The 21148-nt window shown below is 66.7% G+C and carries 15 protein-coding genes; 7 read left to right on the forward strand and 8 right to left on the reverse strand.

Features of this window, described 5'->3' with window-relative positions:
- Positions 1–38: 38 nt before the first annotated feature.
- The 4 genes from D5687_RS08910 to D5687_RS08925 all read left to right on the forward strand — a co-directional run bounded on the left by D5687_RS08910 (position 39) and on the right by D5687_RS08925 (position 7973).
- The gene (locus D5687_RS08910) at positions 39–1670 is read left to right on the forward strand and encodes an iron ABC transporter permease (protein ID WP_240031469.1); all 1632 of its coding nucleotides are present in this window, start codon (positions 39–41) and stop codon (positions 1668–1670) included.
- Positions 1671–1697: 27 nt separating this feature from the next.
- The gene (locus D5687_RS08915) at positions 1698–2777 is read left to right on the forward strand and encodes an ABC transporter ATP-binding protein (protein WP_125199432.1); all 1080 of its coding nucleotides are present in this window, start codon (positions 1698–1700) and stop codon (positions 2775–2777) included.
- The gene (locus D5687_RS08920) at positions 2755–3618 is read left to right on the forward strand and encodes an amidohydrolase family protein (RefSeq protein WP_125199433.1); all 864 of its coding nucleotides are present in this window, start codon (positions 2755–2757) and stop codon (positions 3616–3618) included. The genes D5687_RS08915 and D5687_RS08920 overlap by 23 nt, the downstream gene beginning before the upstream one ends.
- A 155-nt stretch (positions 3619–3773) precedes the next feature.
- On the forward strand, positions 3774–7973 hold the full coding sequence (locus D5687_RS08925) for an EAL domain-containing protein (RefSeq protein WP_125199434.1): 4200 nt from the start codon (positions 3774–3776) through the stop codon (positions 7971–7973).
- Between the two features lie 63 nt (positions 7974–8036).
- Here the strand turns inward: D5687_RS08925 and D5687_RS08930 are convergent, their stop codons facing one another.
- Positions 8037–9911 (reverse strand): diguanylate cyclase domain-containing protein, encoded by a 1875-nt coding sequence (locus tag D5687_RS08930; RefSeq protein WP_125199435.1) that lies wholly within the window; start codon positions 9909–9911, stop codon positions 8037–8039.
- The gene (locus D5687_RS08935; protein WP_240031470.1) at positions 9908–10336 is read right to left on the reverse strand and encodes a hypothetical protein; all 429 of its coding nucleotides are present in this window, start codon (positions 10334–10336) and stop codon (positions 9908–9910) included. Before D5687_RS08935 ends, D5687_RS08930 begins: the two co-directional genes overlap by 4 nt.
- 204 nt (positions 10337–10540) lie before the next feature.
- Between D5687_RS08935 and D5687_RS08940 the strand changes: the two genes are divergently transcribed.
- Positions 10541–12175 carry a methyl-accepting chemotaxis protein gene (locus tag D5687_RS08940; RefSeq protein ID WP_125199436.1) on the forward strand — a complete coding sequence of 545 codons (1635 nt, stop codon included), beginning with the start codon at positions 10541–10543 and terminating at the stop codon, positions 12173–12175.
- A gap of 78 nt (positions 12176–12253) precedes the next feature.
- Here the strand turns inward: D5687_RS08940 and D5687_RS08945 are convergent, their stop codons facing one another.
- Complete coding sequence (locus D5687_RS08945) at positions 12254–12754, reverse strand: DsrE family protein (protein ID WP_125199437.1); 501 nt, start codon at positions 12752–12754, stop codon at positions 12254–12256.
- A 112-nt stretch (positions 12755–12866) separates the two neighbouring features.
- Positions 12867–13727 carry a 4-hydroxybenzoate octaprenyltransferase gene (gene ubiA, locus D5687_RS08950; protein WP_240031471.1) on the reverse strand — a complete coding sequence of 287 codons (861 nt, stop codon included), beginning with the start codon at positions 13725–13727 and terminating at the stop codon, positions 12867–12869.
- A gap of 165 nt (positions 13728–13892) precedes the next feature.
- Here ubiA and D5687_RS08955 point away from each other — a divergent pair, with 165 nt between their 5' ends.
- Positions 13893–14423, forward strand: a complete 531-nt coding sequence (locus D5687_RS08955) for a gamma carbonic anhydrase family protein (RefSeq protein ID WP_125199439.1) — start codon at positions 13893–13895, stop codon at positions 14421–14423.
- Between the two features lie 46 nt (positions 14424–14469).
- Here D5687_RS08955 and D5687_RS08960 read toward each other — a convergent pair whose 3' ends face one another.
- Positions 14470–15435, reverse strand: coding sequence for a metal ABC transporter solute-binding protein, Zn/Mn family (locus D5687_RS08960; protein ID WP_158611829.1), 966 nt, complete (start codon positions 15433–15435; stop codon positions 14470–14472).
- Between the two features lie 140 nt (positions 15436–15575).
- Here D5687_RS08960 and D5687_RS08965 point away from each other — a divergent pair, with 140 nt between their 5' ends.
- Positions 15576–16247, forward strand: a complete 672-nt coding sequence (locus D5687_RS08965; RefSeq protein WP_125199441.1) for a metal-dependent transcriptional regulator — start codon at positions 15576–15578, stop codon at positions 16245–16247.
- A gap of 1 nt (position 16248) precedes the next feature.
- Here the strand turns inward: D5687_RS08965 and D5687_RS08970 are convergent, their stop codons facing one another.
- The 3 genes from D5687_RS08970 to D5687_RS08980 form a co-directional block, all read right to left on the reverse strand.
- Positions 16249–17376 (reverse strand): TRAP transporter substrate-binding protein, encoded by a 1128-nt coding sequence (locus D5687_RS08970; protein WP_125199442.1) that lies wholly within the window; start codon positions 17374–17376, stop codon positions 16249–16251.
- Between the two features lie 120 nt (positions 17377–17496).
- Positions 17497–19701 (reverse strand): DNA helicase II, encoded by a 2205-nt coding sequence (gene uvrD / locus D5687_RS08975; protein WP_125199443.1) that lies wholly within the window; start codon positions 19699–19701, stop codon positions 17497–17499.
- A 75-nt stretch (positions 19702–19776) separates the two neighbouring features.
- On the reverse strand, positions 19777–21081 hold the full coding sequence (locus D5687_RS08980; protein WP_125199444.1) for a Glu/Leu/Phe/Val dehydrogenase: 1305 nt from the start codon (positions 21079–21081) through the stop codon (positions 19777–19779).
- Positions 21082–21148: the final 67 nt, after the last annotated feature.

Consider the following 21148-nt stretch of genomic DNA (forward strand, 5'->3'; position numbering starts at 1 on the left):
CGACAGGGGCGGGCGGCTTGTCTGCGTGGAAGGGGGGCATGATTCTGATCACCGCGCTGCTGGCCGTGCCGCTCGCGGTGATCGTCGCGTCCGTGTTCTGGCCGGACAAGGCGACCTGGTCGCACCTGGCCGACACGGTGCTTGCCGACTACGTCATCAATTCCGCCCTGCTGGCGATTGGTGTCGGGTTCGGCACCTTCATTCTCGGCACCGGCACGGCCTGGCTGTTGTCGGTGTGCGAATTCCCGGGCCGGCGCATCTTCGAGTGGGCACTGCTGCTGCCGCTCGCGATGCCGGCCTACATCATCGCCTATACCTACACCGGCCTGCTCGACGTCGCCGGGCCGGTGCAATCGGGCCTGCGGGCGCTGACCGGCTGGTCGGTGGGCGACTACCCGTTCCCGGAAATCCGCTCGCTGGGCGGGGCCATCGTGATGCTCACGCTGGTGCTCTACCCCTACGTCTACATGCTCACCCGGGCGGCCTTTCTCGAGCAGTCCTCCAGCGCGCTGAACGTCGCCCGCTCGCTGGGGCTGGGGCCGTGGGCGATGTTCCGGCGGGTCGCCCTGCCGTTGGCGCGGCCGTCGATCGTCGCCGGCCTGTCGCTGGCGATCATGGAGACGCTGGCCGACTACGGCACGGTGCAGTACTTCGGCATCCCGACGCTGACCACCGGCATCTTCCGCACCTGGTTCGGCCTGGACGATGCCATCGCCGCGGCGCAACTCTCGGCCTTGCTGCTGACGTTCATCTTCACGGTGATCATCATCGAGCGGCTTTCCCGGCGACAGGCCCGCTACCACCATCACGGCAACTGGCAGGCCCGGCCGTCGTTCAAGCTGCGCCGTGGGCCGGCGACACTGGCGTTCATCGCCTGCGCCCTGCCGCTGGCGCTGGGCTTTCTGGTGCCGTCGGCCCAGTTGCTGGCCTGGAGCCTGGAGGTGGCCCCCACCCGGGACCTGGGCGAGTTCGCGGTGCTGGTATCCCGCTCGGTGGGCCTGGCCGGGCTGACCGCCATCCTGGCGTTGCTGCTGGCGCTGTTCCTCGCCTACGGCCACCGCCTGATGCCCGGGCGGCTCACCTTCACCATCAACCGCATCGCCGGCATGGGCTATGCCCTGCCCGGCACGGTGATCGCCGTGGGCGTGATCATCCCGTTCGCCGCCTTCGACAACACACTCGATGCCTGGCTGCGCGAGCAGTTCGGCGTCTCCAGCGGGCTGCTGCTCTCGGGCACGGTCGCCGCGCTGGTGTTCGCCTACCTGGTGCGCTTTCTCGCCGTGAGCCTCAACACGGTGGAAGCGGGCCTCGGGCGCATCCGCCCGAGCATGGACGATGCCGCCCGCTCGATGGGCGCGAACGCCGGGCGCACGCTGTGGCGGGTGCATATCCCGCTGATTCGTGGCAGTCTTCTCACCGCCGCGTTACTGGTGTTCGTCGACGTGCTCAAGGAGCTGCCGGCGACACTGGTCCTGCGACCATTCGACTTCAACACGCTGGCGGTCAGGGCGTTCGAACTGGCCTCCGACGAGCGACTGCGCGATGCCGCGCTGCCGGCCCTGGCCATCGTGGCCGCGGGCCTGATCCCGGTGATCCTGGTGAGTCGCTCGATCACCCGCGCGAGAGGACATGAAGGCAACATTTCCAGCCGTGACCCGATCGATGAATAAGCCGGCGGCCTCCCGTGGAGCTCACTCATGAGTGAACGGCTTAGCCTGGTGGACCTGACCGTCCGTTTTGGTCGCACCACGGCCGTCGAGGGCGTCAACCTCAAGCTGCCGACCGGCGTGATTGGCTGCCTGCTGGGGCCGTCCGGCTGCGGCAAGACCTCGATCCTGCGCACGGTAGCCGGCTTCGAATCGCCCAGCGCCGGCGTGGTCCGCCTGCACGGCGACACGGTGGCCGGCGCCGGCTGGGGCCACCCGCCCGAGCAACGCCGGGTGGGCATGATCTTCCAGGACCTGGCGCTGTTCCCGCACCTGACCGTGGCCGACAACATCGGCTTCGGCCTGCCGAAAAAACCGGCCGAGAACCGGCAGAAACGCATCGACGAACTGCTGGACCTCGTCGGCCTGCCGGGCATGGGCAAGCGCTATCCGCACCACATGTCCGGCGGGCAACAGCAGCGCGTGGCGATCGCCCGTGCGCTCGCACCGAAGCCCGAGATCCTGCTGCTCGACGAGCCGTTTTCCAGTCTCGACGTCGAACTGCGCGAAACCCTGCCGCGCGAGCTGCGCGACATCCTGCGCGAGGCGGAGACCACCGCCCTGCTGGTCACCCACGATCAGACCGAGGCCTTCGCCATGGCCGACATCGTCGGCGTCATGCAGGCCGGGCGCCTGCACCAGTGGGACACCGCCTACAATCTTTATCATCGGCCCGAGACGCCGTTCGTCGCCGATTTTATCGGCCAGGGCACGCGCATCGCCGGCACCATGGTCGGGCCGGGGCGGGTCAAGACCGAACTGGGGCTGCTCGAGGGCCAGGTCTCGCACGAATACCCGCCGGGCACCGAGGTCGACGTACTGGTCCGTCCCGATGACGTGATCATCGATGCCGATGGGCCCGGGGTGGCGGAGATCGAGGAACGCGTCTTTCGCGGCGCGGACTTCCTCTACACCCTCGCCCTGCCGGGGGGGACGCGACTGTTGAGCCTGGCGCCGAGTCACGATCACTACGCCCCGGACGTGCGGGTCAACCTGCGCCCGGCGTTCACCCACCTGGTGCTGTTTCCGCGCGGAGGCGCTTCCCGCCATGCCGATTCGGATGAGGACTAAGAACGGCCCGGCACTGGCCGGCCTGACCTGGCTTGCCGGTCTCTGGGCCGCCCCCGGCCTGACGGCCACGCCCCTGTTCGACGCCCACCTGCACTACAACGCCGAACAGCGGGCCGCCATCGACCCGCAGACCATCCTCGAGACACTCGAGGCCAGCGGCATCGAACACGCCGTGGTCACCAGCCGACCACCCGAGAATGCCCGCCTGCTCGCCGAACTGGCCCCCGATCGCATCGTGCCATTCTTGGGCGTCTATCGCGCCAAGGCCGACAAGGAAAACTGGATGCATCGCCCGGATCTTCCCGCCCGGGTAGAGACCTGGCTGGACGAGGGCGACTACCGGGGCATCGGCGAGTTGCACATCTTCGGCGAGGACCGCGATAGCCCAACATTAAAGCGCCTGGTGGAGATCGCCGCCGAGCGCGAACTGGTGATGATGATCCACGGTGATCTGGCCATCATCGATCGCGTCTTCGAGATCGCCCCGCATGTCGACGTGCTCTGGGCGCACCTGGGCGAGACGCCCGACCCGACCATCCTGCGCGCCGCCCTCTCTCGTCACCCCGAACACCTGTTCATCGACACGTCGGTACGCGACGAGCGCTTCCTGGATAACGACGGCCAGTTGTTGCCCGAATGGCGCGCCCTGTTCGTCGACCACCCCAACCGCTTCGTCGTCGGGGTGGATACCTACAGCCTGACGCGCTGGCAGCGCTTCGACGAGGCCGCCGAGACCATCCGCCAATGGCTGGATCAGTTGCCCGACTCGGTCGCCCGGCGACTGGCCCGCGAGAACGCCCGCGAACTGCTGCTCGACCCGCTGCTGTTGGGCAATCCGTAAGGCTGGACCGAAGCGGTCCAGGGCACCCTGGCGCACTGGACTTACCCACCGGGTTGGCCCATTCTTGAACTGGCGCAATCGGCGGCCCGTGTGGGCCGCCGCGTTGATTGCAACGACCACCCACCGCGAACCACGCCAGGGACATCCCCGACGACATGACGTCGCGAGATCATCAGTCCGACACCCCTCGACGCCGCCGGTGGTTCTCGCCCTTGGCGCTGGCGATCTCCTACGTCGTCTATGCCGGCCTGTGGATCCTCGCCTCCGACTGGCTGCTGGGGCTGTTCGTGCCAGCCGAGCAACTCGCCCGGGTGGGATTGTTCAAGGGCCTGGCCTTTGTCGCCGTCACCGGCTTGATTCTCTACTTGCTGCTGCGCTGGCTGATGCCGGCTCGACCTGCGTCCCCAACGAGTGACACGGTCACGCAGATCCCGCGACGCAGTCGCAGCGGGCCACTGATCGTCTTTGTCGCCAACCTGCTGATTGTCGCCATCGTGACAGCGGGCACCTATCTCTACCGCGCGCCCGTGGCGATCGAATCGGCCCAATCCCGGCTGGCCGATATCGCCGCGCTGCGCGCGGATTTCATCGATGCCTGGCTCGAGGAACGCGCCAGCGATGCACTGGTTCTGCAATCATCGGGGACATTGCAAGAGGCAATCCGCCTGCTGGCCGAGTCACCGACCGATGGCCCCGAAACCGAGATGGCCCGCCAGCAGGTCATCGGCCGCTTCGAGGCCCTGCGCGCCGCCTACGACTACGAGGGTGCCGCTCTGCTCGATGCGAGCGGCACCACCCCGCTGATCAACCGCGGCGTGACTCGCTGGCCGGACAAACTGGTCCAGGCCGTGGATCTCACCAATGACGGCCGGATCGTCGAACTCTCACCCAACCTGCATACCGACCGACACGCCCATATCGACTGGCTGGTGCCGATCGGCGGCGACGAAACGATCGCGCAGGTGCTGCTGCGCGCCGATGTGCCAGCCATTCCCGTCGGGATGGCACATAACGCCACGACCACGCACCTGGCACGCGCCCAGGACGAGACCGTGCTGCTGCTCGACGATACTGCCCGGCGGTCCGCCGACGACCCCTGGCCCAACCTGCCCTGGGAGCAAAGCGGCCTGCGGCCAAGGGATTTCACCGCCGATGCCCCGCCCCGCGCGATCGACGGCAGCAATGTCGACGGAGAACCCGTGGTCGGTGCCGTTCACCCGATCCCGGGACGAGAATGGGCGGTCGTGGCCACCCAGACACGCTCCAACGTACTGCAGCCACTGCACCAGACGCTGTGGCTACTCGCGGTAGTCGCCTTCTTCCTGCTGGCGATCATGGCCGTGATCCTCGCCCTGCTGTGGCACCGCACGCGCGAGAGCGACACCCTGCGCTGGACGGCGCGCAGCGCCGAGCAGGACCGATTGCTGCGCGTGTTCTACGACATGCCGTTCTTCGGCATGGCGATCAGCTCCCCGGCCAACCGTCGCATTACCGATGCCAATCCGCGGCTGGCCGAGATGCTGGGGCGCCCGGGCGAGTCGCTGGTCGGCAAGAGCTGGGACGAGTTGCTGGGCGATGCCCTGCACGGTGACGAACACCGCGCCATGCAGGACCTCATCGACGGTCAGGTCGATCACTGCACCCAGGAATTCAGCCTAAAGCGCCCGGACGGCACGACCGCCCACCTGCGTTTCGACACCCGCCTGACGCGCTCGGAGGATGGCCGGGCCGAACGGCTGGTCTCGATCGCCGAGGACGTCACCCGCGAGCGCGAGGCCTACCACGCCCTGGAACACCAGAAGGACCTCTACGACCTGCTCTCGCAGACCAACCAGGCGATCACCCGCTGCCGTACGGCCGACGAACTGTTCGAGACGGCCTGCCGCGTGGCCGTCGAGCACGGGCACCTCGCCTTTGCCTGGATCGGGCTGATCGACTCGGAAACCGGATCGGTCGACCCCGTGGTGCAATTCGGCGACCAGACCGGCTACATCGAGAAACTCGAGGTCAGCATCCACCCGCACGAGCCGGCCGGCCAGGGGCCGGTGGGCCGGGCGATCCGCGCCGACGAACTGGTCGTGGTGAACCACTTCCAGACGACACTAGCGACGGGCATCTGGCACCAGCAGGCCATCGAAGCGGGCGTCGATGCCGTGGTGTCGTTCCCGATCCACCGGGGCGGCGAGATCATCGGCGCCATGGCCTTGTACGCCGAGGTCAGCGATTTCTTCGACGACGCGATCTGCCGCACCGTCGAGGAGCTGGCGACCGACATCTCGTTCGCGCTGGATTATTTCGACCGCCTCGAGGACCTCGAGCGCGCCCGCGAGGCCGTCCAGGCCAGCCCCGCCGTGCTGTTCCGCTGGTTGCCGGAGGACGGCTGGCCGACGGCCTTCGTCTCGAGCAACATCGAGCGTTGGGGCTACTCGGCCGAGGAGTGGCAGGAACGGCAATTCCCGTTTGCCGAGATCATCCACCCCGACGACCAGGCGATGGTCGCCAGCGGTTTCGAAGAAAAGGTCGACAGCGGCGAGACGCAATACCACCAGGAATACCGCGTGCGCATGGCCGACGGCGAATACCGCTGGGTCGAGGAAGTCACCTTGGTGCGCCGCGACGCCGAGGGCGCGCCGCTGTGGTACGACGGCGTGGTCACCGATATCCACGACCGGCACGAGGTCGAACAACACGAGCGGCTGATGGCCAAGGTGATCGAGAACACCCGCGAGGGCGTGTTGATCACCGACCGAGACCAGGTGATCCTCGAGATCAACCCGGCCTTCACCGACCTCACCGGGTACAGCGCCGAGGACGTGATCGGCCAGACGCCCGATCTGCTCGCCTCGGGACAGCACGACCGGGACTTCTACGACCGCATGTGGGAGGAGCTGGAACGCGACGGCCACTGGCAGGGCGAAATCTGGAACCGGCGCAAGAACGGCGAGACCTTCCCCGAGATCCTGAGCATCAGCACGGTCACCGACCGCGAGCACAACATCACGCACTACGTCGGGCTGTTCGTCGACATCACCCGGCAGAAGGAGAACGAGTCCAAGCTCGATTTCCTCGCCCATCACGACCCGCTCACCGGCCTGCCCAACCGCCTGCTGATGATGGCCCGCCTCGAGCAGTTGATCGACGTGGCGCGCCGCGAGCACGGTCACCTCGCGGTGCTCATGGTCGACCTCGACCGCTTCAAGGACGTCAACGACAGCCTCGGCCACGCCGTCGGCGACCAGCTTTTGATCAAGGTGAGCGAGCGACTACGCGACCGGTTCGGCGAGGCCGACACCATCGCCCGGCTGGGCGGCGACGAATTCGCCCTGGCCGTCGCCGGCATCGACTCGGCCGCCGAGGTGGGCGAACTGGCCGACCAGGTGATCAACGCGCTGGGCGAGCCCTGGGAACTGACCAAGGGCCAGCAGGTACGCGTGCTCGCCTCGGTGGGCATCTCCCTCTTCCCCGACAACGCCGCCTCGCCCCTGGGCCTGATCCAGCAGGCCGACACGGCACTCTACCGGGCCAAGGACGAGGGCCGGGGCACGTTCCGCTTCTTCTCCGACGAGATGACCGACGCGGCGCGCGATCGCGTCGCCCTCGAGCTGCAACTGCGCCAGGCGATCGACAACGACGAACTGCGGCTGGTGTTCCAGCCCCAGACTCGCGTCGACGATCACGGCCTGCATGGCGCCGAGGTGCTGGTACGCTGGCAGCACCCCACCGACGGGCTGATCTCCCCCGACCGTTTCATCCCGGTGGCCGAGACCACCGGCCTGATCTGGCCACTGGGTGAATGGGTGCTGCGCGAGGCCTGCCGCCAGGGCAAGGCCTGGCTCGATGCCGGACACGAGTTCGGGCGTCTGGCGGTCAACCTCTCGCCGCACCAGTTGCGCCACGGCGAGGTCGACCGGCTGGTCAAGCGGGTGCTCGAGGACACCGGCTTCCCGGCCGACCGGCTGGAACTGGAACTGACCGAGAGCGCGATCGTCCGGCGCGAGTCCGAGGCCCGCGACCTGCTCGATCGCCTGCGGGCGCTAGGCGTGCACGTCGCCCTCGACGACTTCGGCACCGGCTATTCGTCGCTGGGCCAGCTGCGCGAGTTCGCCATCGACGTGCTCAAGATCGACAAGCGCTTCATCGACCTGATCGACGAGCCCAGTGACCGCGGACAGATCGCGCGGGTGATCATCGATCTGGGCCACACGCTTGGGCTCAAGGTGCTCGCCGAAGGCGTCGAGCGCGAGGGCCAGCTCGACTTCCTGCGCCAGTACCACTGCGACATCTACCAGGGCTACCTCGAAAGCCACCCGCTACCGGCCGACGAGTTCGTCCAGCGTTACCTCGCCTCACGCTGACCCGCGCCTAGGTCAGACGCATGTCGCGGCCATCCGGTGGATGCCCATCAGTCAGCGAACCGACTACCTGACGGGTTTCTGCCGGTACATATCGGCATCGGCCGCGCGCATCAGGGCCTCCGCCGCGCGGCCGTCCTCGGGGCAGCAGGCCATACCGATCGATACGCTGATCCGGGCCTCGCCCTCGTCCAACGCGTAAGGCCGCCCGATCTCCTCGCGCAGCTTGCCGACCACCACGCGCGCCTCGGGCCGGCTGGCGTGACTGATCATCACCACGAATTCGTCACCGGACAGGCGCGCCACGCTGTCCGCACCGCGCACCTGTTGCCCCAGGCGCTCGGCCACCTGCTGCAGGAGTTGATCGCCGGCGGCGTGACCGAGGGTGTCGTTGACCGCCTTGAAGCCGTTGAGATCGAGATACAGCAGGCAGAATCCGATCCCGCCGTACCGGTGAAACTCGCTGGACGCCAACGCCAGCCGGTCGAGGAACAAGCGACGGTTGGGCAACTGGGTCAGGGCATCGTGGGTGGCCGCCCACTCGAGCGCATTCTCCGCCTGCTTGCGTGCCGTGATGTCGATGATCAGGATCAGCACGCTGTTCTCCGACAGTGGCGAGCAGCGGCCCTCGTAGTAATGGCGGATGCCGTCAAAATCGAGGTGATACTGGTACGTCTGCACCTTGCCGCTCGACAAGGTGCGATCGATCACCGACTGAGTGAGATCGGCCAGCGCTGGAGGCATCACCTCCCTGACCGTCTGCCCCAGAAACACCTCGGGCTCGACCAGCAAGGGAATGCCGTCACCCGGCTCGAAATCGAGGATGAGTCCCTCGGCATCCATGGTGAACAGCAGGTCGGGCATCGCCTCGATGATCGCGGCATTGCGGCGATGGCTCTCGGCGAGCCGCCGCTCGCTCTCGGCGACCTGACTCAGTGCCGTGGCGCGACGGGCGAACAGCCAGCCGACCAGCAGCAGCAACAGGCCCGAGACTACCGCCCAGATCAGCAGGCGCCAGTAATGATCGCTGGCGTTGTCGGCCAGCCGCGTCTCCAGCACCGTGAGGTCCTCGGCGGCGACCACGTTCAGCGGCCAGCCTTCGGGCTGCGCGAGGGAATATTGATAATCATGGCCGTCCGATCGCCCGGCAAACCGCCCCGCTTGCGGCGGCAAGGCATCGCCCGCCTGCAGCCAGTGGGCCAGCGACTCCGCCGACAGGCCGTGCTCTGCCAGGTTGAGCAGCAACTGCCCCTGCCGATGGGCGACCAGCGACACGAGGCGCTCGCCGGCGGTCACCCGATCGAGCAGCGCGGCGAGCGCGGCGAGATCGACATACGCCACCAGCACGCCGTGGAAGGCCCCGGTCTCGTCACGAAGTGCGCGACTGATCGCCATCAGGCGGGTGTCGCCGACGCCGATCGGCTGCGAGAGAAACACCTCGTCACCGGCTTGCCGACCGGGCGCTTGGAGATGGGCGCGAAAAAAAGAGGCCTGGGCCGGATCGATCATCACATCGTTCCCGCGGCGTGTGGCCAGCGGCTCACCCGCCTTGTCCAGCCACCACAGGTCACGCACCAGGGCGTTGGCATCGAGGGAGGATTCGATCGTCCGGGCCTGCTGCGAGACGGGCTCGCCCAGTCGCTGGACGAGGCGTTCGCCAATCACCCGCAGGTCCCGATCGATGGCATCGAGCTCGCTCTCGATCAGGGTGGACTGCATCAGTGCCACCAGCCGCGTGCGCTGCTCGACCTGTTCATTGGCATGACGTTCGTAGCGCTCGATGGCCTGCAGGCTCGACCAGGCCAGAACCGAGAGGATCAGCACCCAGATCGCCAACAGCAGCAAGCCGATCCGATGCGCAGGCCACGCGGCTTGACGTGAAGGGACGTCCGTCGATGACGGCGCGACGGCATCACCGCAGGACGTTGACGATGTGCTCATCCATCGGATTCCAGCAGCCGCACCTGCGCCGCCCCGCCGGGACGGTCGATTGCGAATTCCACCTCGCAATACTCCGGCTCGTCATTCATCGGGGTGGGATCGTTGGTGCAGGCGCAGCCGGCAACCACGCTGGTGAAGAACAGGCCCGCGTGAATGCGCACCTGTCCGGGAGTGATCTCGGTGCTGATCACCATCGCCGAGAGGGCATCACCCTTGGCGACGTTGCCGTGAGCCATGCCCTGCTGCAAAGGCAGGTCGTCCGGGGACAAGGCAGCGATCTCGGCCTTGAAGGTCGGTTCCAGCTCGCCCGGCTCGGCGCGGGCGGTTCGCGGTAGGTACAACATCGGCAACTCCTCGTGCCGGGAAAACATCCCGATGTTGAGTCGACTGTAACGCATGCCGATGAACGCATGAAACCCGGCCATAGACTCACCAAGAGCGGCTCAAGCGAGAAGTGGATCGCTCGTGGACTACCCGTTCGCGGTCTACGCAATCGGCACAACCGGCCAATCCGTTTTATGAGTAGGCGCTAAACCTCTGGCCATGCCGGCCGATAAGCCGATGCACCAACACCTTCCGCCCCACGCGGGCCGACCCACCAAAAGTCGTCCCGACACAGGAGACCCGTGATGAAGAACCTGCCCATAGGCACCCGACTTGGCCTGGGTTTCGGCCTGCTCACCCTGTTAATCGTACTGATCGCGGGGGCGGTTTGGGCGCAGTACAGCCAGGTGCGTGAAGCACAGGCGCTCAACAAGCACAGCTACCTCGTGCTCGAGGAACTCGAGAGCCAGGTGCTGGCGCTGGTGAACATCGAAACGGGCCAGCGCGGCTATCTCGTGACCGGCGACGAGAGCTTTCTCGAGCCCTACCACGACGGCAAGGAGGCCTTCCTGCGCCGCAATGACCGCCTCGAGGAGATGACCGCGGACAACCCGCAGCAGCTGGAACGCCTGGCCGAACTGGAAAAGCGTTACCACAGCTGGATGGACAACTACATGCAACCGGCGGTCGATCTGCGCCGCGAGGCGGGCAATATCTCACTGGAGGTGCGTCGCCAGGCCCAACAGCTGATGACCGAGGCCAAGACCGACATGGACGCCATGCGCGAGCTCGATCACGCGATGATCGACGAGGAGCGCGCCCTGCTCGAGGAACGTGAGGCCACCCTACAAACGGTCGATGCCCGCATGAAGGGCGTATTGTTCTTCGGCAGCCTGATCGGCGTGCTGATCGCCATCCTCGCCGGCCTACTCATCACCCGCTCGGTGGTCCGCCCGATCCAGGAGGCCGTGGACATCGCCGATCACGTCGCCCAGGGCGACCTGACCATCGACCCGACCTCGGACGCCAAGGACGAGACCGGCCAGCTGATTCGGCGTCTCGGCGCCACCGTCAAGCGCCTGCGCGAGATGATGGGCGACATCTCCAACAGCTCCTCGCAACTGGCCGCGGCCACCGAGGAAATGTCGGCGGTCTCCGAGCAGACCAAGGGCGGGGCGGAGAAGCAGCGCGACGAGACCTCGCAGGTTGCCACCGCCATCACCCAGATGAGCAGCGCGGTCGAGGAAATCGCGCGCAACATGCAAAGCGTGAACGACTCGGCCACCGAGACCGACGATCGGGCACGGGCCGGCATGGAGGCGATGGACGACAACATGCGCGCCATGCAGTCGCTCGCCGACGACATGCAGCGCGCCGGCGACGTCATCCGCGACGTAAACAAGCACAGCGACTCGATCGGCTCGGTGCTCGACGTGATCGGCGGGATTGCCGATCAGACCAACCTGCTGGCACTGAACGCCGCGATCGAGGCGGCCCGCGCCGGCGAACAGGGTCGCGGCTTTGCCGTGGTGGCCGAGGAAGTGCGCAGCCTGGCCAATCGCACCCAGGATTCGATCGGCGAGATCGAGCAGATGATCGATAAGCTCCAGACCGGCGTACGCGAGGCCGTCGGCGTGATGGATCGCAGCAGCGAAAGCGCCCGCGACACGCTCGACCGCACCGGCCACACCCAGGGCCTGCTCGACGAAATCGCCCAGTCGGTGCGTCAGATCACCGATCTCTCCACCCAGGTGGCCAGCGCGGTCGAGGAGCAGACCGCCGTGACCGAGGAGATCAATCGCAACGCCGTGAACATCGACCAGGTCTCCAACGAGTCGCTGGATGCCATCGAGCAAATCAACACGGCCAGCGCCGATCTCGCCCGCCTGGCCGCCTCGCTCTCCGAGATGGTGGGGCAGTTCCGCCTAGAACGCGGCTGAATACCACACGTCGCAACCATAAAGGCCCCGCTCCGGCGGGGCCTTCGTCGTTCATGCTCGCCTCGACCGGGCGGGTGGTCAGAACATGGTGACCGGGTGGTAACCCTGGGCCTGCCAGCCGATCATGGCGACGAAACCGTCACCGGTCAGCTCCAGTCCGTCGAACAGCGTGTCGTTGTCGACCCCGAACACCTCGGTGGCCACCGCGCACACTTCCAGACGCACGCCGAGCTCGGCCAGGCGCGCGACCTCGGACTCGATGCGCATCAGGGTCGCCGGGTCGGCGACATCCTCGTCCGCCTCGGTGGTCAGGAACTGGACCGTCGGGCCGATGAACACGATCACCAGATCCGGCTCCAGTCCCTGACGGACGAAATTGGCGTGCGTGCCGCGGATGATTTCCAGGTAGAACGCGGTTTTCTCGGCCTCGGTGAAGTCAATCTGGAAGACGCCCTTGGCCTCCTCCACCCCGGCCAGGGCCGCCGTGTCATCGTTGGGCTCGGCGGCATGGGCCGACAGGGGCATCGCGATGGCCAGCACCACGGCGGCCATGAAGGATTGGATCGTGCGCTTGATCATGGGAACACTCCGTTTCGCCTGAATGGGAACGCCGGCTGGCCCGTGACGCGCCAACGGGTGTTTAGATAGCCAGCTATCGGAGTGTAACCGGGCCGTACCGGTGTTGCTTGAATCAGAGGAATCCCGCGATCAGCGCCAGCATGACGATCGCACCGAAGACGTTGTTGCGCCGGAAGGCGAGCACGCAGTCGTCCAGCTGCCGCGACCGGGCGGTGCGCAGGATCCAGACGGCCGACACCGCAGCGATGGCGAGCCCCACGAAGTAACCGGCGGCGAGATTGACCATCCAGCCCACCCCCACCAGCCAGGCCAGCGTCCACAAGTAGGCCAAGGCCACGGCCGCCAGGTCGAACCGGCCGAACAGGATCGCCGAGGACTTGACCCCGATCTTCAGATCATCCGGCCGGTCGGCCATGGCATACAGGGTGTCGTAGGCGAGCGTCCAGCCGATGTTGGCCAGCAGGAGTAGCCAGGCAACCGGCGCCACCTCGCCGTGGTGGGCAGCGAAGGCCATCGGGATCGCCCAGCCGAAGGCCAGTCCCAGGTGCACCTGCGGCAAATGGTGAAAGCGCTTGCCGAAGGGATAGGTCGCCGCGAGGATCACCGCCACCACCGACAAGGCAATGGTGGTGGTATTCAGCTGCAGGACCAGCAGGAAAGAGATGCCCACCAGCACGGCGAACACGCCCAGCGCCTCGCGCGCGGTGATCCGCCCGGTTGCCAGCGGTCGTCCCTTGGTGCGCGTCACGTGGCCGTCGACGTGCCGGTCGGCAAAGTCGTTGATCGCGCAGCCCGCCGAACGCATGGCGATCACGCCCAGGGTGAAGATCAGGAAGATGAACAGGTCCGGGCGACCCTCCCCGGCAACCCACAGGGCCCAGTAGGTGGGCCAGAGCAGCAGGAAGATACCCACCGGTCGATCCAGCCGGGTCAGGGCAAGATAGGCGCGGGTTTTCTCGGCGATCACGGACACGGTGTTACCTGTGGCGGCTGTGTAGGTTCTGCTGGATATCGTCAGTCGTGGGCAGAAACGATATCAGACCCGGCAATGCCCACTTCGGGTTTCCCGCTCTGCCTGCGCTAGAATGCGCGCCAGAACACCAGCAAGCCATCGCCCGATCGAACCCGAGGTTTCCGCATGATCCGCAATTTCCAGGCAAAGCTCCCGACCGTGGCCGAGGACTGCTGGGTCGATCCGACCGCCGTGGTGATCGGTGACGTGGTGCTGGAAGAAGGCGTCTCCATCTGGCCGAACGCGGTGCTGCGCGGCGACGTCCAGCAGATCCGGGCCGGTCGCCTGACCAACCTGCAGGACGGCGTCATCGTGCACGTCAACCAGCCGTCGGCCGCTCATCCACAGGGCATGCCCTGCCGCATCGGCGAGGAAGTGACCGTGGGTCATCGCGCCATCCTGCACGCCTGCACCGTCGGCAACCGAGTGCTCGTCGGCATGGGCGCGATCGTGATGGACGACGTGGTGGTCGAGGACGAGGTGATCATCGCCGCGGGCAGCGTTGTCTCACCCGGCAAGGTGCTGGAAAGCGGCCACCTCTATGTCGGCGCCCCGGCACGCAAGGTCCGGCCGCTGACCGACGAGGAGCGCGAGCACCTTGCCGAATCGGCCCGCTTCTACCGGGAATTGGCGCAGGATCATCGCGCCAGCGGCTGATCGCCCCTCGGCACCGACAGGTGGTCGACCGCCGACCGGCCCCAACCTACTCGGCCGGCGCCTCGCTTCCCGCCTCCGGCAGCGGCTTGAGCCCCAGGATAATCTCGCTGACATTCTCACGGAACAGGCCGATATAGGTGCCGGTGGGCAGGTTGCTATCGCCCAGCCACAGGCCGGTCAATTCCGGCGCCATTCCGACGGACTCGGGAATCGCCGAACCGCGCTTGGCCTCGAGCCATTCCTCGATCGCCTCCTCGCCGGCCCCGGCAACCGTGAAGACGTTCGGCGTCTCGTTGCGCTCGATCAACTCGATGGCCTTCTCGCTCTGCTCCTCGTCGGTAACGTCCAGCAGTTCGAAGTGATACGCCTTGGCAAAATAGGCGAACACGTCGTTGTCGGTGACCAGTACCCGTTCGGAACGCGGCACGTCTTCCATCAGCCCCTCCGTCTCCCGCATCAGGGACTGGAGCTCGATATTGATCCGCAGGCGGTTGCCCTCGATCTCGCCGGCCACCGTCTCGAGACGCTCCTTCAACCGGATCGTCAGGTGATCCACCGAGTACTGCAGCAGCGAGGGGTCATGGTAGGTGTGCGGGTTGACGCCATCCTCGGTCTCGATCAGGCGGAAGTCGGGAATGCGATCGGTGAGCACGACCCGGTCGGTCTTCTCGCGGGCCTCGGCCGCCTGGATGAATTCCGGCATCAACCCCAGGCCCTGGTAGACGACGAGATCGGCCGACTCGATCCGCTCCCGATCGTCCTTGTCGAGCGAGTACGCCAGCGGCGATTCTTCGCCGTCGACCACGGCCTCGACCTCGACGAACGAACCGGCGATGTTATCGACCAGCTCGGCGGTGAACGACGTATCAACCACCACTCGGAGGGGTTCGACGTCCCGGTCACCGCCGCCATATTGCAGCACCTCGTCCTGCGCCTGGACGCCGGGGACCAGGAAAACGACGGCCAGCGACAGGGTCGCGACACGGGAAAGCCAACGGGTAAATATCTGCACAACGGGCCTCGCGTGAGTGAAGCGTGGGTCAATATGAGTCATGTATCGGGGGCTGCGGATGGTAGAAAGCCGGGCCAGTCTCCGCAAGGACGGCTCGATACGACCATGCTAACGTAAGGCCTCCGAACTGAGGCGTAACCATGGCGAGCACCGCGTACGAGGACTACCTGAAAGCGATCTTCAAGCTGGCCGAGCAGTCGCCGGAGCCGGCGGTGTCCACCTCGGCGATTGCCGACCGGCTGGGCATCGCCCGCGCCTCGGTCACGGCCATGCTCAAGCGCCTGCACGCCGATGGGCTGATCCACTACGCCCGCTACCAGGGCGCGGCGCTCACCGATGCCGGCTGGACCATCGCCGTCGACATGATCCGCCGCCACCGGGTGATCGAGACCTTTCTCGCCCAGGATCTCAAGCTGCCGCTGGCCGAGGTCGATGCCGAGGCGGAAATCCTCGAGCATGCCTTTTCCAGCCGCCTGATCGATCGGTTGTGGGACCACCTCGGCCAGCCGGAGTTCGACCCGCACGGCGCGCCGATCCCGCGCCCCGACGAGGCGCCGGTCGAACGTCGCCAGATGGTGGCCCTGGGGGATCTCGCCATCGACGAAGGCGCGACGGTTGTCCGGCTGGCCGCCGAGAACGCCGCCGACCTGCGTCGCCTGACCCAGCTGGGGATCCTGCCCGGCCAGTTCGTGCGTCGTCGCGCCAGCCAGCCGGGTTCGGCCGACGTGGTGGTCACCATCGGTCGCCACGAGCGCCCGCTCGCAGCGACGCTGGCCGAACGGGTCTGGACCATCCGCTCGGCCAGCGACTGACTCAGTCGAGGAAGCGCTGGCGCGAGGTGAGGAAGGTGTACTCCGAGCCCTCGGTCCAGCCGGCCACGTCGCGGCGGTAGTCGGTCAGAGACTCGAACACGCGCTTGGCGAACTCGTCCCCCTCGGTGATCTCGGCGAGCACCTCGTTGGACTTCTCGAACAGCGCCTCCATGATCTCGTCACTGAAGTAGCGCAGCTCGACACCGTGCTCCTCGGTAAGCGTCTTGAGCGCCCGGTTGTTGCGCGCGGTGAACTCGGACAGCATGTCCAGCGCCGCGCTCTTGATCGCGCCCTCGACGATCGCCTGCAGGTCCGCGGGCAATGCCTCGAAGGCCTCCTGGTTGATCAACGCCTCCATGGTTGCCGACGGCTCCTGCCAACCCGGCGCGTAGTAGTACTTGGCCGCTCGGTGGAAGCCGAAGGCGAGATCGTTGAACGGCCCGACCCATTCGGCGGCATCGATGGTGCCGTCGTTGAGCGCCTGGAACAGCTCGCCGCCCGGGGTGTTGACGACCGACACGTCCAGCCGGCGCAGCACCTCGCCACCGATACCCGGCAGGCGCATCTTCAGCCCCTTGAAGTCCTCGACCGAGTCGATCGGCTTTCTAAACCAGCCGCCCATCTGCGGACCGGTGTTGCCGCCCGGACGCGGGATGATGCCGTGCGGGGCGTAGAGCTCTTCCCACAGCTCGATGCCTTCGCCGTGGTAAAGCCAACCGTTCATCTCGTCGGCCGTCAGACCGAACGGGAAGGCCGCGAAAAAGGCCGCCGCCGGCATCTTGCCCTGCCAGTAGTAGGCCGCGCCGTGACCCATCTGGGCGGTGCCCGCCTTGACCGCGTCGAACACCTCCAACGCCGGGACGATCTCGCCGGCCCCGTAGACGTCGACCACCAGCCGGCCTCCCGACATATCGGTGATGTACTTGGCGATGTTGTTCGCACCGGTGCCCAGGCCGGGGAAGTTCTTCGGCCAGGTCGTGACCATCTTCCAGCGGATCGGGTCGGCCGGCGTCGGGCCGTTGGCGGTAACCGCACCGGCCTGTTCGCCGGTCTCGCTGTTGCAGCCGGTCAGGGCAGTGGCGGCAATGCCGGCGGCACCGGCCCAGGTGAGAAACTCGCGCCGTTTCATGGCAGGACTCCTTGAAGGTTTCAAATTGTTCGGTGTGTGCGGAAAACGGGGGGCATGAGCCGGAAGCTCGAGACCTGAAGCTGGAAGAATAGACGTTTCGAGCTCCCCGCTTCTAGCTTCCTAGGCCGGTTGCAGGTTCGCATACGACAGGATCAGCCACTTCGCGCCGTGCTGGCCGAAGTTGACCTGTACCCGCGCCGAGGCGCCGGTGCCCTCGCAATCGAGGATGGTGCCCTCGCCGAATTTCGCGTGACGCACGTTCTGGCCGATCTCGAAGCCGGTCTCGTTCTGCTTGTGGGTGCGTGGACCTGGCTCGCCCTCAGGTCGTCGGGCACCGAAGGCCTGCGCCGCGCGGGCCGCGCGCGGCCGAACCTCCTCGACGAGATCCGGCGGCAGCTCGCCGAGAAAGCGCGACGGCATGGGGAAGATCTGCTTGCCGTGCAGGCGACGCGACTCGGCGCAGGTGATGGTCAACTGCTGCTCGGCGCGGGTGATGCCCACGTAGCAGAGCCGGCGCTCTTCCTCCAGCCGCCCCGGCTCGTCGATCGACATCTGGTGCGGAAACAGCCCTTCCTCGACGCCGACCAGGAACACCTGCGGGAACTCGAGTCCCTTGGCTGCGTGCAGGGTCATCATCTGCACGCAGTCCTCCCACGCCGCACCCTGCGCCTCGCCGGCCTCGAGGCTCGCGTGGGCAAGGAAGGCCTCGAGCTCGCCCATCTCTTCAGCCGTGTCGCGATCCATGACAAAGCCACGCCCGGCGTTGACCAGCTCGTCGAGGTTCTCGATTTTCGCCTCGCCGCGCTCGCGGTCACGGTCCTTCTCGAACAGCGCGCGCAGGCCGCTCTTGTCGATGGTCTTCTCGATGCGCTCGCCCAGCTCGTCGCTGAGTGTCTGCTGGTCGATCGCCTCGATCAGCGTCATGAACTGGCGCAGGGCGCCGGCCGCACGGGGAGAAAGCTGGTTCTCCGCCAGCAGGATCAGCGCGGCGTCCCACAGCGAGGCGCCCTGCTCGCGCGCCGCCTGGCGGATTTCATTGAGTGTCTTGTCGCCGATGCCGCGGGTGGGCCGGTTGACGATCCGGTCGAAGGAGGTGTCATCGTGGCGATTGGCAACCAGCTTCAAGTAGGCGAGCGCATCGCGGATCTCGGCACGTTCGAAAAAGCGCAGCCCGCCGTAGATGCGATACGGCATGCCCTCGCGGATCAACGCCTCCTCGAGCAGGCGCGACTGGGCATTCGAGCGATACAGCACCGCGCAGTCGGCGCGGTCGTGGCCCTCGCGCACCGCGGTGGCGATCTGCTCGACCACGAAGTTGGCCTCGTCCTGGTCGTTGAAGGCGCGGTAGAAGCGGATCGGCGCGCCGTGGTCACCCTCGGTCCAGAGGTTCTTGCCCAGCCTTCCGGCGTTTCTCGCGATGACGCTGTTGGCCGCCTCGAGGATGGTGCGCGTCGAGCGGTAATTCTGCTCGAGGCGAATCAGGTGCGTGTTGGGAAAGTCGCGCGAGAAGTGCTGGATGTGCTCGACCTTCGCGCCCCGCCAGCCGTAGATGGACTGGTCGTCGTCACCCACGGCGAAGATGCCGTTTTCCTCGCCCACCAGCAATCGTGCCCAGGCGTACTGCAGGGCGTTGGTGTCCTGGAACTCGTCGATCAGCACCTGGCGAAAGCGCCGCTGGTAGTGCGCGCGCAGCGCATCGTTGCCGCGCAGCAGCTCGGTGGCGCGCAGCAGAAGCTCGGTGAAATCGACCAGGCCACTGCGTTCGCAGACGCGTTCGTAGGCCTTGTAGATCACGATCACCTGGTCGCGGATGGGGTCGTCACCCGGCACCACGTGGCGGGCGCGCAGACCCTCTTCCTTGAAGCCGTTGATCATCGAGGCGACCAGCCGCGGCGGGAAGCGATTCTCGTCGAGCTCCGCCTCGCGGATCAGGCGCTTGACCAGTCGCAGCTGGTCGTCCGAATCGATGATCTGGAAGCCCTCGGGCAGGCCCGCCTCGCGGGCGTGCTGACGCAGCAGGCGGTGCGACAGGCCATGGAAGGTGCCCACCCACATGCCGTCGACGCCGCGCGGGCCCAGCTCCTGCCCGTCGAGCAGCGCGCCCAACCGCCCGCGCATCTCGCCGGCGGCCTTGTTGGTGAAGGTCACCGCCAGCAGCGAATACGGCGAGATGCCCTGCTCGGAGACCAGCCACGCCATGCGGTGGGTAAGCACGCGCGTCTTGCCCGAACCGGCACCGGCCAGCACCAGGGTGGCCAATGACGGGCTGGTCACCGCCTCGCGCTGGGCGGCGTTGAGGGGGTCGAGAATCGGATCTTGAAACATCGCCACATTGTACCGGAACCGACCCGCAAACCGACCGCCCGAATGGGTTGTCCAACCCGCGCGCCAACGACCGCTCTACGGTCCGGTATCACCGCAGAAATACCGCTCGGTACCCAACCCGTCCATGGCGATGGCGATGCGTTCGATCCCCTGCCGGTAGGCCGCCGAACGCAGGGATTCCTCCTCGGTGACCGCCCGTTCGAAAACCAGATCGGCCTGTTCGGCAAGACGCTCGGACAGCCGCCGCTCGATCTCGTCTTCGGTCCAGTAGTCGCCCATCCGGTTCTGTACCCATTCCATGTGGCTGACGATCACCCCGCCACTGTTGGCGAGCACGTCGGGAATGACCGTCACGTCCCGCTCGGCCAACTTGACGTCGGCGGCGTTGTTGATCGGGCCGTTGGCGATTTCCAGGATCGTCGGCGCACGAATGGAATCGACGTTCTTCTCGGTGATGGCGTTTTCCAGGGCCGCGAGCACGAGCACATCGACGTCGAGCGCCAGCAGTTGCTCGTTGGTGAGCTTTTCCACCTCGACCTCCGCGCAGACGGACGCCTCGCAGTAGACCTGCCCCGAAAGCTCGGAGGACTGGTGCTTGCGCTCCCAGATCGGCAGCGGGTCCAGACCCTCCTCCCGGTAGATCGCGCCGCGCGAATCGCCAATGGCGACGACCCGGTAGCCGGCATCGTGCGCCAGGCGGGCAAAGTGAAAGCCCGCGTTGCCGAAGCCCTGCACCGCGACACGCGGGCGCTGATCGGCACGGCCGCGCCGGCGCTCCCAGATATTGAGCACCTGCAGTGCGCCGCGACCGGTTGCCGCCGTGCGCCCCAGCGAACCACCGTGGCCGGGCGGCTTGCCGGTGATCACGCCACGGCGATGCTGACCGGCGGCCTGACGGTACTCGTCGGCCATCCAGCCCATGATGGTTTCGTTGGTGTTCACATCCGGCGCGGGGATGTCCCGATCCGGGCCGATCACGTCGAGCAGCGCCCGGATGTAGCCGCGCGAGAGGCGCTCGAGCTCCAGGCGCGAGAGCTGCTTCGGGTCGACGCAGATACCCCCTTTGGCCCCGCCGAACGGCAGGTCGACCACCGCGCACTTGACGGCCATCCAGAAGCTCAACGCGGCGACCTCGTCGCCGGTGACGTTGGGGTGGAAACGGATGCCGCCCTTGCCGGGCCCACGGGTGTTGTCGTAGAGCGAACGCCAGCCGGTGAAGACCTTGAGCGAACCGTCGTCCATGCGCAATGGAATCTCCACCTCGACCAGCCGATTGGGTTGCGACAACCGCCGTCGGGCGTCTTCCGAGATGCGTTCGTCGTCCATCAACGGCTTGAGGTGCACCAGCGCATCGGCCAGCAGTCCACCGGACTTCGTCATGATCGTTCCTCCATCGTCACGCGGCTGTTCCCGCCGGCCTTCGCCGAGGGGCCATCGCTCTGAGCGT

The organism is Guyparkeria sp. SCN-R1, assembly GCF_003932495.1.
In the GTDB taxonomy this organism is placed as follows: Bacteria; Pseudomonadota; Gammaproteobacteria; order Halothiobacillales; family Halothiobacillaceae; genus Guyparkeria.